The organism is Fannyhessea sp., assembly GCF_986145555.1.
In genome coordinates, this window is record NZ_CFRCNA010000028.1 from 1 (window position 1) to 13238 (window position 13238).

The 13238-nt window shown below is 41.2% G+C and carries 12 protein-coding genes and 3 tRNA genes; all 15 read right to left on the reverse strand.

The features are described from left to right. Window positions 1-235: hypothetical protein (locus tag AC5GD6_RS05400; protein ID WP_491846406.1), on the reverse strand; the 235-nt coding region annotated here is incomplete at its 3' end. A 611-nt stretch (window positions 236-846) separates the two neighbouring features. Continuing rightward, window positions 847-920, reverse strand: a tRNA-Cys gene (locus AC5GD6_RS05405). Between the two features lie 66 nt (window positions 921-986). After that, window positions 987-1062 (reverse strand) — tRNA-Gly (locus tag AC5GD6_RS05410). A 165-nt stretch (window positions 1063-1227) separates the two neighbouring features. Beyond that, window positions 1228-1971 (reverse strand): anti-sigma factor antagonist, encoded by a 744-nt coding sequence (locus AC5GD6_RS05415; protein ID WP_311431413.1) that lies wholly within the window; start codon window positions 1969-1971, stop codon window positions 1228-1230. 73 nt (window positions 1972-2044) lie between these two features. Next, window positions 2045-4048 (reverse strand): GAF domain-containing SpoIIE family protein phosphatase, encoded by a 2004-nt coding sequence (locus AC5GD6_RS05420; RefSeq protein WP_491846407.1) that lies wholly within the window; start codon window positions 4046-4048, stop codon window positions 2045-2047. 129 nt (window positions 4049-4177) lie between these two features. Continuing rightward, a tRNA-Leu gene (locus AC5GD6_RS05425) sits at window positions 4178-4268 on the reverse strand. 221 nt (window positions 4269-4489) lie between these two features. Continuing rightward, the gene (locus AC5GD6_RS05430) at window positions 4490-4924 is read right to left on the reverse strand and encodes a hypothetical protein (RefSeq protein WP_006303224.1); all 435 of its coding nucleotides are present in this window, start codon (window positions 4922-4924) and stop codon (window positions 4490-4492) included. Window positions 4925-4934: 10 nt separating this feature from the next. Beyond that, on the reverse strand, window positions 4935-5534 hold the full coding sequence (locus tag AC5GD6_RS05435; RefSeq protein ID WP_006303223.1) for a hypothetical protein: 600 nt from the start codon (window positions 5532-5534) through the stop codon (window positions 4935-4937). 360 nt (window positions 5535-5894) lie between these two features. After that, entirely contained in the window at window positions 5895-6761 is an 867-nt protein-coding gene (epsC, locus tag AC5GD6_RS05440; protein WP_006303222.1) for a serine O-acetyltransferase EpsC, read from the reverse strand. A gap of 112 nt (window positions 6762-6873) precedes the next feature. Beyond that, a complete protein-coding gene (gene cysK / locus AC5GD6_RS05445) occupies window positions 6874-7806 on the reverse strand; it encodes a cysteine synthase A (protein ID WP_464361543.1) in 933 nt (310 codons plus the stop codon). 387 nt (window positions 7807-8193) lie between these two features. Beyond that, the gene (locus tag AC5GD6_RS05450; RefSeq protein WP_464360486.1) at window positions 8194-9309 is read right to left on the reverse strand and encodes an ABC transporter ATP-binding protein; all 1116 of its coding nucleotides are present in this window, start codon (window positions 9307-9309) and stop codon (window positions 8194-8196) included. Continuing rightward, entirely contained in the window at window positions 9309-10439 is a 1131-nt protein-coding gene (locus AC5GD6_RS05455) for an ABC transporter ATP-binding protein (RefSeq protein ID WP_006303219.1), read from the reverse strand. The genes AC5GD6_RS05450 and AC5GD6_RS05455 overlap by 1 nt, the downstream gene beginning before the upstream one ends. Before the next feature lie 3 nt (window positions 10440-10442). Next, window positions 10443-11432: an ABC transporter permease gene (locus AC5GD6_RS05460; RefSeq protein WP_061102640.1), complete on the reverse strand. Its 990-nt coding sequence runs from the start codon at window positions 11430-11432 to the stop codon at window positions 10443-10445. An 11-nt stretch (window positions 11433-11443) separates the two neighbouring features. Further along, window positions 11444-12481 (reverse strand): ABC transporter permease, encoded by a 1038-nt coding sequence (locus tag AC5GD6_RS05465; protein WP_061102641.1) that lies wholly within the window; start codon window positions 12479-12481, stop codon window positions 11444-11446. 360 nt (window positions 12482-12841) lie between these two features. Then, window positions 12842-13238: ABC transporter substrate-binding protein (locus AC5GD6_RS05470; protein WP_491846408.1), on the reverse strand; the 397-nt coding region annotated here is incomplete at its 5' end.

A 13238-nucleotide genomic window follows, 5' to 3' on the forward strand; every position in this document is an offset into this window, starting at 1 on the left:
ATTCATTACCTAACGTATCATCAAACATCGCGACTGCAAAACTATAATCGATAGACCCATCCTTTTTCCAAACAATAAAAGGCGAGGTACAACCACCGATAACAGGCTCTTCATCTTCACAATCGCTGCCACTGTAAAAAACGAAAGCATTATCGTGTTCTACGCACAAATCAAATTCGTGAAAATTGCTCACACTGCCTTGTGCTTTTCGCTTGGCTTGCTCAAAAGAAATCATGATTCCCCTATCGTTCAGAATTATTTTTAGGAGAGGTAAATGTCTATATCATCGGTAAAGATACGATCTGTTTTATATTGTACATTTTACGGTTAGCTTTTGCGCGTTTTAAGCTTTAGTTAGCGTTATTATTTCTTCTTTCTTATATTATCAAGCGCCTTAACAATATAATGAGCAATAATATACCCTATAGCACTTGTGATAATCATATGAATTGCTTGTTCCATAATGAACCCCCTATAATCGAAACAAGACGCTAACGCAATTGTATACAAGCGCCTCTTCTTATTTCTGCCCCTCTGCTTTTTATCCTTGAGCTTTGGGCTCTTTGATGTCAGCTGTATGAGTTCAATAATTAAAGCGCTATAACCAAGCTTACGAGTGCTTTACTGATTATTGCTCACAGCGTCTACTTACTGCATATGACAAAACACATCGTTATATTTTACAACGTGGAATATATATTTTAATGCATTATTATCATAGAAAAAAGCACTAATTCACCCACACAACCCAACCTGTAGGTAATAGCGACAGGTTGGGTGTGGTTTTTTATAAGATTTAATATAAAAAAAGAGCGCCGTTTGGACGCTCTACCTGCGGTTATTCGATGGAGGCGAGACCCGGATTCGAACCGGGGATAAAGGCTTTGCAGGCCTCTGCCTTACCACTTGGCCATCTCGCCGATTGATGTATGCACGCACATACATCAGATATAAAAAAGACCGATAAAATCGGTCGTTAAAATCAATGGAGCGGGCTACGGGGTTCGAACCCGCGACCTCAACCTTGGCAAGGTTGCGCGCTACCAACTGCGCTAAGCCCGCGAACGCAATAGATAATATACGCAAGACCGAACAAGAATGCAAGACTCATTTTTAAATTGATAGCAAATTTTTGATACTACACAAATAAACTCAGAACCTATAATTGCAAATTATCCCTTATTGACCTGCAGTAATAATCAAGAATATCAGCGAATAAACTTTCACTTAAGCGCGCGCGGCAGATATGAACTTCACAATATGAACACGTGTACCGCTGTGCCCCAAACGTTTACCTATAGATAAACCATCCACCAAAAGGCTCATCAAATGAATGCCGCGACCACGCATAGCTCCCTCATCAACTTTGGGAAGATCTTCCACACATGTGATCTCATAGCCTTCGCCACAATCAGTTATATCCACAATCGCACGATCAGAATATGCACTAATTCTCACCAGCGAACAAGAACCATCCGTATGATCAACAGCATTGCCCATAGCCTCCCCTATTGCAAGCATAAGGTCAAAAAGTTCGTCCGAGCTAAACGCAAGCTGGCTCAATTCTTCCTGAACGCGGCCGCGCGTGGCGCATAAATGCTTGGGGTCTATTTGAATCACACGCTGCCACAAAGGCAAAGCATGCGGTTGAAACATGTCCTTTTGACAAAAGGCATCGCTATTTCTTAAGGGAATAAAATCAAGCATACGCGCACGACGTAAAATTGCCAACACCTGAGGCTGCACATTGATCATAGAAATGATTCCTTGATGTGCACGTATACGCCTCATCGTGCTCCACAACAGCCCCATACCCGACGAATCAATAAAGGATACGTCAGCAAGATTTAAAATCATACGCGGATATTCGCGATACAAAAATGAATCTATCAGCGCCGATGCAGATGCTACCGTGGTCACATCTAAATCGCCTTTAAGCGGAATAACTACTATGTTTGGAATCACATTCATATGGTTTTTATTCCCTTAAATGCTGACAATATACAAAAACAGCCACGTATACAAATTTTATTACAGACGGCACTTAATCTAGCAAACAATCGCGACACACTTTTACATGTACATCGTCAAATCTGAGACCAACAATTGCCACATCATCTTCAAGATGTTGAGAAGTAAACGCATCCAGACGATCAAGTAAGCGCTGCGGCAGTCCTTGAATACCTTGGCTTCGCTCACGCAGCAATGCGTCCATTAAGCCGTCCTCACCAAAAAAACTCCCATCCTGCGCGCGAGCCTCAGTTGTACCATCAGTGTAGAGCACAAGAATATCGCCCTCAAAAAGCTCTGTAGTGCCATCTGTATAGCTCATTTCGCTAAAAGCACCCACAGCACCCGACTGAACATTAAGTTGCTCAATAGTACCCGTAGAAGCTCGTATAAGCATTGCAGGAGGATGACCAGCCGAACAATAGGTAATAACGCCTTTTTGCAAATCGATAATGCCTATAAACAAAGTTGCAAAAGTTTCGACGCGAGAAAAGCTCAAAAGAAACCTATTAAGCAATCGCACTTGCACCGCAGGCATGAGACCTTGCCACGCATAGGCGCGCAAAGCCGTTTTAACCGCAGCCGACACACTTGCCGCTTCAACACCTTTTCCCGAAACGTCGCCCATAATAACGCATGCGCGACACTTTGGCAGCCTAATCAGATCGTAAAAATCTCCTCCGATGGTAGCCGTCTGTGTTGCCGACGAATAAATTCCCTGAGCGGTAATACCTTCTACCTGCTGCAACTCATTGGTCATACCAGTTTGTAAAGCTTGAGCTATATGTTGATCGCGCGCATGACGTTGGTCGTTGGTAGTAGTATCGTGAATATCATGAGCTAAACGGGATAAAAAGTTAAGATCGGCAGAATCAAGGCGCGTATTAGTTTCGTCACGAACAAAAATGCACATGCAACGGCTTGAACCCAAAAGCCCAAAATCAACCAAGGCACCAGTGCCTACAATAGCTTGGTCTTTAAGCACAGCTCCAAGGCTATCTTGAGCGCAAAACGTGCTTATACTCACATGCTTGGGAATACCAAGCGCAGCCGAGAAACACGGGCAATCAAAACTAAAAGCGGGATAGTGAGGACTTTGCGCAAAAAATTCTGCCGCAGGCAAAGACGTTTTACACGTCTTACAAGCACCAGAAAATAACGTAGGTTCACCCTGGTGTTTTTCGCTATGGGCATACAAAGAGCAATAGCTTGTTGCATCACAGACAAATACCAACTTTGCATTAATTGCTTTGGCTGCAAGATTTGCATATTTCCAAACGTGCGATAAGCCCAATTCCTGCGCATGCAACATAGACTCGCGAAGCTTGCTTGAAGTTGCAATCAGGCGATTTTCACGCTGTGCCTGAGCTGCAGTTATCGCGCCAATCAACTGTATCGATAAATAGCGCGCAATCCCATTAAGATAATCAAGATCACTCTTATCAAACGTATGCACAGCACTATAACCAACAAGCAAAAGCGCAATCACGCGCTCGCCATACCAAACGGGAACGCTTACAAATGAACTAAAGGGTGGGACATTGCAGGCTTTTAAGCGCGCGATATCCCCCGTTTTGTCATCACGTAAAAATACAACATCAGGTGGAGTATCTTGTGAATAAGCATTTGTTGTGGGTAAAGCATTATGCTTAGGTGTTAAAGACTCAACAGCTGCCTCATCAGGCGGTACAACCGTAAAACATTGCGTTGATAGCTCATGTGGGTTAAAACACAAGCAATCTTGCCTACACGCTACCTTGTCGGGAAAGTGATGAGGAATACCTGCAAGATCGGTATTGCTCTGAGTACCTCGAAGATAAAAACCATCATGGGTATGAATGTAACAAAGCGTTGCCGTAGCATCCATAGTTTGCGTAAGAAGCTTAAGCACGCGCGAGCAAAGTGTGTCAATATCTTTTGCATCAAGCGTATCTAACACGATATCAAGCAGCCCTCGAGTGCGCTTCTGAGAGGTTTTAAGCTTATCTTGAAGCTCCTTATAGGAATCCTGCGTATGTGATATATCTACATCTTGCATAGAGCCTCCATAGGACGTATGAAAGCATAACTTGCTTTGAGGTGCATTAAAGCAAGTTATTTGTAACATAAGCAATAGAAATACGCTCTTTAAGAAAAAAGGACTCTTTCGAGTCCTATCATTCAAAAATGGTGTCGGAGGCGGGACTTGAACCCGCACGACCTTTTAGTCAGTCACTAGCACCTCAAGCTAGCGCGTCTGCCAATTCCGCCACTCCGACGCTTGTTGCGCGAGATGTATACTACCATGCTCTGACTATGTAATGCAAGTGTCAATTCAATTTTTTTTTGAAATAACGCTCAATACCACAAATCATGCAAAACATTTAATTTCAGCCTTAAGTTGAATGCTAAGCAAAACACAGACATTGGTTAGCTTCAAAAGTTATGAGAACACCTAATTTCATCATGATGGAACTATCCCCCATACATTTACTTCAACTTACCTAGAAGCTCGTTCAAGATGTTGCTGATATGTCGTAAAGACACATAAAAGCGCAGGAGCAAGGTATAATACCGACATTATAAGTGTATGAATCATATCTGCATGGATACCAAAAACATGAAAAAGAAAACTCATAGCATAATAGCTCATTACAACGTAAGGAAGCTGTAAAAATAGAGCGAGCGTGAAACCCTTAATGTAACGGATAAAAGGATGAAGCGTTGAATCTAGCACACAATTACAAAGACTCATAACCGCAGCCATCATACAGAGTTGACAAATAAACACTGCTATAGAGCCACCTGTTGGCATAGTTATAGACATATACATCTGATCTGGGTAAACAAAGAAAGGCAGGAAAAGACATAATACCAGAAAGCTTCTTACAAAATCTTGTGCACACGTACGAATGCATTGAATTTGAAAGTTCATCGCAACCTCTTTAGTTTGCGTTAACGGTAAAACCCTCACCTGAAGCAGTGGTTACATCTAACGCCGTATTGATACTATGAACAGCTGTTACTCCACTATAATTTTTGCTTTTATTCATGTAAATTGACTTAGAATTATAGACAGTATGAGAAACCTGATCCTTATATGCAAGTCCCAATTGAGTACCCTCAAGACCCCATGCCATACAAGAAACTGTAATTGTCATATTCTTAGGTACGGGTCCAGATGTCACATATCCATTCAATCTACCACCAAAATTATAGTTAAAAGTTCCCGTATGCCACACTGTACCTGTTAACGAAACAGACGTACCAAATTGAGAGTCAGTTTCGTTAACATCGGCAGTTGTTCTATCAGCTCCGCTCACAACGTCATATAGAGGATTTAATAATTGATCTTTTATCAGATAAGTCTTAACAAATTCTGAATCTTCGTCGGCTAGAATATCGCCAACCTCATACGACTGAAAAATTCTCTTATATTCCGTAGATATATAACGATTATCCTGACCATATGCAACCGAGTAATAAGGAAAAGAGAACATCAAAATAGCGAAAAACAGTGAAAACAAACAACTCTTATTTCTCATGATACTCCAATCATCACAAAAAATTATGGGCGTGAGTTTTTACCTCATGAGAATTATAACACAATCAACATCTATTTAAAAGCACAACTAATTATTTTGGAAGTTGTGCAGCTAACTTAAAAAATACTCATGATTCGCTAATTTCAGACTTAAGTCGAACACTAAGTAAAACACAGGCATTGCTTGACTTCAAAAGTTATGAGAACATCCAAGAAGCCTAAAATTGCACTGAGAAAATGTAAAACGTTTTATTACTAAATCAAACAATTTAGATAAATTGATAAAAAACGTGCTACTAACTCGTGTAACCTCAAGTGTTCTACTGACTTGTATAAACAACCCTAGTATTGTAAGCGTGTATTAGGCCTTAGGAAAGTGATAGGTTGTGTTTGCAGGAATACTGCGGTTGATCCACGCATTTGCCGCAATTACGCTTCCACTACCGATTGTAGTTTGTCCACCTAAAATGGTAGCGTTCGCGTAAATTACTACGTTATCACCAATATTCGGGTGTCGTTTTCCACCTTTTACAGGATTTCCCTGTTCGTCCAACGAAAAGCTTTTTGCACCAAGCGTGACACCTTGGTAGAGCTTAACGTGTTCTCCTATTACGGTTGTTTCGCCTATAACAATGCCAGTTCCGTGATCAATGCAAAAATATGGACCAATTGTTGCTCCTGGATGAATATCAATACCTGTTTTTTGATGGGCGTATTCGCTCATAAGCCTAGGTATGAGCGGCACGTTAAGCTCGTAAAGTGTGTGAGCTGTACGATGAATGAGCAAAGCGTAAAAACCAGGGTACGCAAGTGCGACTTCTATTTTGCTTGTGCAAGCTGGATCTCCTTCATACATAGATTTAATATCCGTAAGAAGAAGTTTTTTAATATTTGGAAGTTGCTGCAGATACCTGTTGCAAGTTTCATGAATTTTTTCTTTGTCAGTTGTATAGATTGTAAGCTCGTGCAACAAAATTCTTTCCATGTTATATATTGCACTGTTTGTTATAGTATTTAGCAAACTATTTCTTGCGTTATGTGCTTCATGTTTGTTGCTATTAAGCAACGCGCTATCATCATTGCACACATGCAACTCAGGAAACAAAGCAACCCAAGTTGCATCTATAAGCGCAATAACATTACGGTAATTAGGTATGAATGTAGCTTGTCTTATGTCAGAATCATGAATTGAGTTGAGTTGATTTGTAAGGTCAAGATACTTATTCATACATTAATCTCCAGTATTTTCTTTTTTATTTTCTCGTTTCAATTATTATGTAGTGTCTGCATGTATTAGTTGATCAAAACTCGCGATTTTATAGTAATGTTCCTCAATAAAGTTAGTCTTCAAATAATGCAGTAGACAAGTATCGATCTCCTGAATCTGGCAGTATCGTAACAATGACTTTGCCGATGTTTTCTTCTCTTTTTGCTTCCTCAATCGCTGTCCAAACTGCAGCTCCAGAAGAAATGCCCACAAGAATGCCTTCCTTTTTGCATATAAGTTTGCCAGTTTCGATTGCATCTTCATTGGTTACCTGAGAAATACGATCGTAAATGTTTTGATTAAGCACTTCTGGCACAAACCCCGCGCCAATTCCTTGAATCTTGTGAGCTCCTGGCTTACCACCTGAGAGAACAGGAGAATCAGCTGGTTCTACTGCAATTATTTCAAGCTGCGGATTTTGCTCCTTTAAATAGGTACCAGTACCCGTGATTGTGCCTCCAGTTCCAACACCAGCAATGAGCATATCAACGTTTCCGTCAGTATCCTGCCAAATTTCTGGACCAGTTGTGTTGTAATGCGCGTGTACATTTGCTTGATTGGTAAATTGTCCTGGAGTCCATGCGTTTGGAGTACTGTCAACGATTTCCTTCGCCTTTGTAATTGCACCTTTCATGCCATCTGCAGCAGGAGTAAGCACAAGCTCAGAGCCGTAAGCTTTCATGAGTTTTCGGCGTTCAATAGACATGCTTTCTGGCATCACAATAATACTTTTGTATCCCTTGGTTTGCGCAATCATTGAAAGACCAATACCCGTGTTTCCAGAAGTTGGCTCAACAATTACAGAGCCTGGTTTAAGCATGCCTGCGGCCTCTGCTTCTTCAATCATCTGCTTTGCGATGCGGTCTTTTACAGAGCCTGCTGGGTTTAAGTATTCAAGTTTCACGAGGATTTTTGCTGCTAGATTGTATTCTTTTTCGATGTGTGTGAGTTCAAGAAGTGGAGTGCGACCTACGAGTTCTTGAATGGACTTATAGATGGTAGACATAATATTTCCCCTTACGTATTGGTTTTATTTAATTGTTTTTAATTTTTAAAAGTAATTTTAGATAATAAAGTGATTACGTATTTGCGGGGTTCTAGTGTAAAAGCATTTAACACAAACTAGATGTTATCTATGCCTAGTACCCGCAAACAATACTTCTCTTATGAAATGCACCACAGTAACGTAACGTTAACAACATGTCATCATATTGGTATGATACATGCGCGCTCCTTTATCCGCCGAAATTGTAATAGGAGACGACTATAACGAATGGATTTGAGTTTGTCAAACTAACATAGTTGATTCTAAAACGTAGGAGAGCGCCTAAGAAACACACGTACTAATACAATAAAAGCGCACGTCTCGTAAAAAAACGTGCGCTTTAGAAACTTACAACTTAATGGAGTCCTCTTTTATAGGGTTCGTTTCTGCAAAATGGCATGCACAAAAATGACCCGGTGCAACTTCTTTCAGCTGAGGCATGGGCTCTTTGGCACAGATATCTTTTGCAATAGGACAGCGCGTATGAAAACGACAACCCGAAGGCGGATTAATTGGGGAAGGAGGATCTCCTGCCAAAATAATGCGCTTACGGTTGTGCTGAATATCTGGATCAGGAATAGGAACTGCACTCAACAAAGACTGCGTATAGGGATGATTAGGCTCGGCATATAAGCTTTTCCAATCTGAAAATTCCATCATGTTACCTAAGTACATAACGGCAATACGATCGGAAATGTGCTGAACAACCGATAAATCGTGCGCAATGAACAGATAGGCAGTTTTATACTCTTTTTGCAGATCACTCAACAGATTGAGAACCTGAGCTTGAATGGAAACGTCCAAAGCAGAAACAGGCTCGTCACAGATAATAAGCTTTGGCTTTAATGCAAACGCACGCGCAATACCAACACGCTGGCGTTGACCACCTGAAAACTCATGTGGGTAACGGTTAATATGCTCAGGATTAAGACCCACAACATCCAAAAGTTTACGAACATAATCTATACGTTCTTCGCGATCGGGCATAACGTTGTGAATCACCAAAGGCTCAGAAACAATTTCGCCAATAGTCAAACGAGGGTTTAAAGATGCATAAGGATCCTGGAATATATATTGCATATTACGACGCATATGCTTTAATTCCTTTTTATTCATCTTAACGATGTCTTTACCCTCAAACTCAACAACACCAGAAGAAGGCTGAATTAAACGCATAATACAACGACCCGTTGTAGACTTACCACAACCACTCTCGCCTACCAGTCCAAAGGTCTCACCTGGATAAATATCAAACGAAATATCATTTACCGCGTGCACATAGCGTTTTTTCATCTTGCCAAACAGAGCGCCACTTGAAACAGGGAATAATTTTGACAAATGCTCAACATGTAAAAGAGGCTTACCAGTAAACTTACGCTCTGAGCTTACGTTAGACTCTATATCAGCTAAGGTTAAAGGCGTTGGGCTTTCTTGAGCGTCACTACCTTGCATGTGCTCTTTCATTACTTTTGGCCTCCCTTCCTAGTTCTTGAGTTTTCGGGCGTATGCGCCAAAATAAACTCGGGGTCATTTGCATAATGACAGCGTGAATAATGACCTGTTTCGGTAACAAACAGTTCTGGACGCTTTTGTTTGCATAAATCTGTTGCATACGGACAACGAGGTGCAAAAGCACATCCTTTAGGAACATTGACCAACGAAGGTGGATTTCCTTCGATGGGCGTCAATGGCTTTTTCTCGGTCATAACCGCATCTGGAATAGAACGTGTTAAACCCCAGGTATACGGATGCATTGGGTTGTAGAATATCTCGTCAGCTGTTCCAAACTCAACCGGAGAACCTGCGTACATAACCATAATCTTATCGGCAACGTCGGCAACAACACCTAAATCGTGCGTAATCATGATAATAGCGTTACCGTTTTTCTTTTGCATCTTTTGCATAAGCTCAATAATTTGAGCTTGAATGGTTACGTCCAAAGCTGTTGTAGGCTCGTCAGCAATAAGAATATCTGGATCACAAGCAAGAGCCATAGCAATCATAACACGCTGACGCATACCACCTGAAAACTCATGCGGATACTCTTTAACGCGCTGCTCAGGATTTGGAATGCCTACTAAGCTTAAGAGTTCAATAGAGCGTTTAAGTGCATCCTCTTTTGAATAACCCTTATGTAAGCGTAAACCTTCGCTCAGCTGGTGACCAATAGTATATACAGGATTCAAAGATGTCATTGGGTCTTGGAAAATCATGGCAATGTCATTACCACGGATGTGTTCCATCTCTTGCTCACTCATCTTAAGCAATGAATGACCACGATAACGAACATCGCCACCTTCGATTTTTCCTGGAGGCATATCGATAAGACCCATAATCGTCATAGACGTAACCGATTTACCAGAACCAGATTCACCTACGACACCAAGTGTTTCTCCACGGTCAAGGGTATACGAAACGCCATTAACAGCCTTTACGATACCGTCTTTGGTATGAAAGTACATCTTTAAGTTATCAACTTCCAAAAGGTGTGCACCTTCAGGTACAGGTTGATTCTTAAGATCTACCCACGCACCATCTTTCTTTTTTCTAAAAGCAAACAGCTTTGATACATCAAACATTTTCTTCGACCCCATGGCTTATGCATCCTTCATTTTTACATCAAGCGCATCGCGCAGACCGTCACCTAAAAGCGTGAAGGACAAAACTGTTGTAAGAATTGCAAGACCCGGCATAATCATAAGCCAAGGTTGTGTTGCAAGATAAATCTGGCCATCTTGAATCATAATTCCCCAGGAAGGATCGGGAGGAATAACACCCATACCAAGATAGGAAAGAGCAGACTCGGTAAGAATTGCACCACCGATATTCATCGTAGAGTAAACGACGATAGATGCAACAGAGTTTGGAAAAATATGACGCATAATAATACGAGCGTCAGATGCTCCCATTGAACGGGCAGCATCAACAAAATCGGCTGATTTAACAGAGAGAATAGCCGACCTAAAGACACGCGCAATCGAAGGCCATCCAAGAATACCAATAGCAAGAAATACGTTTTGAATACCAGGCCCTATAACTGCTAACATGGCAATTACAAACAAAATATAGGGAAACGCGAGAAAAATATCGGCCAAGCGCATGATAAGCGTATCCCAAATACCACCATAGTAGGCAGAGAACGAACCCATGACCAAACCAATAACAGTCGAAATAAGAGTAGCCAGCACACCAACAGAGAGTGAAATACGCGCACCATAGATAACACGACACAACACGTCACGTCCGAGCGTATCGGTACCAAAAGGATGCTCAAGCGATGGTGGAAGCCTTGAACTCTGCGCCATTGTCGTAGAATCAATCTCGGTTGGGTTACCCAGTGTTTGAGGTACCCAAAGATCGGCAGTTAAGGCTACTAAAATCATAAATATAATCCAAATAATGGAAGCAATGGCAAGCTTGTTGCGGCTTAAACGTCCCCACGCATCGCCCCACATAGTTCTGGTTTTTGGTTTATCAATAGGATCAGAACCCTCCTCAGGAGCATTTTCTTTTTGCTCCTCAGGAGTTTGAATGCCTATAGGCTTTAATTTTTTTGACTTATCAAACATGTTTTTTAAACTCATCATAAACACTCCCCTTATTCGCTCTTAGATGAACTGAATCTAATGCGAGGATCCAGGAAGGCATATGAAACATCAACAAGAAGATTGATGACCATAACCACCACAACAATTACGGTTACCGATCCTAAAACAGTAGGCCAGTCACGCTGCGTAATAGCACGATAGGTTTCAAAACCAACGCCAGGCCAGTTAAAAACGGTTTCGGTAAGAATAGCTCCTGCCATCATACCACCGAAATCCAAACCGATATAGGTAACGACAGGAATAAGCGCATTCTTAAGTGCATGATGCCAAATAACGTTTCGACGTGAAAGTCCTTTTGCACGAGCAGTTCTAATATAATCTTGGTTAAGAACTTCCAAAAGCTGCGAACGCATAATTCTTGCAACGTATGCAGTAGAAACAGAAGCAAGCGTAACAGCAGGAAGAATATAATACATCCAGTCATCAAAGTTTGAGCCTGGACCACCTACACCAGAGATTGGCAAATAGAAGAATCCATCAGTAAGATCTTTAAGGACAATACCAAAGAAGAGCTGAAGAAGCATACCAAGCCAAAATGCAGGCATGGCAACCAGTACCGAAGTTGCAAGCGTTACAAACATATCCCAAAACGAATATCGCTTAATTGCCGAAATCATACCAGCACCAATTCCCACAATTGCTTCAAGACAAATAGCAACTATGGAAAGGCTAATAGTATACGGATACTTAGCAAGAAGAATTTGTGTAACAGGTTGTCCGCTCCGCTGGAAAGAAACGCCCAAATCTCCCTGAAGCAAACCGCTTACAAACAAGGCATAGCGTTTCCATAAAGGAGTATCTATGGTATGGCCTTGTTCATCGAATATGGGAGCCCCATTATCATCGGTCTCGATAAAATGGAAGGTAGCTCTTAAATTAAGCTCTGTTACTGCGTCGAGTTTCTTCTCTCCCGCCATAAGCTTAACAGGATCTCCAGGAACCACGTTTTCCATAACAAACAGGACAAGTGTTACACCTAAAAATACAGGTATAAACTGAAGAAGACGCTTCATTATGTACTTGATCATAAGTACGAATCCCCTTGTTTAGTTTGACAACAAACAAATAATTAGCTGCAGGCGCACGATGAAAACCCTCTACCGTTCATATATACGCCCTAATGCATATAAAGCTAATTACATAGACTTTAAAAGTATAGCCTATTAGAAAAGATACAATGAATTTTTAACACAATGTTAAAAGAGAAAACACAAGATACTCGTTTTTTGCACAATTCACCTCAGAATGCAATGCCAACGCAAAGTACCCAGCTTACATCTATGAATCCCATATATTCTTGATATAGCAAGCGGGAGCAGACCATTTTGATGCCAGCTCCCGCACTACATACCTGCTAAGGTACTACATACGTATGACGTTGTAAGGACTTAAGCCTTTACTTCTGCATCGACAAAGTTACCAATGCTTTGAGGATTGTAGAAGAATTGCTGAATCTTTGAAGAACCTACGTGATTGTGTGAGTAGTACAAAATAGGAATCAAAGGACAATCTTCTGCAACCTGAGCATTGATCTCGCGGTATTTAGCCTTACGAGCCTCTTCGTCTTTCTCAAGACGTGCAGCATTAATAGCTTTATCAACATCAGGATTGTTATATTTACCCATGTTGTTTTCTGCAGTTGAGAAGAAGCAAGGATAAATAAAGTTATCAAGCGTTGGATAGTCAGCAACCCAGCCCATACGACCAATTTGGTAATCACCATTTTGGCAAGCGCTTAAGTAAGCAGCCCACTCAAGAGTCTTTTGCTTAACTTCCAAGCCAATA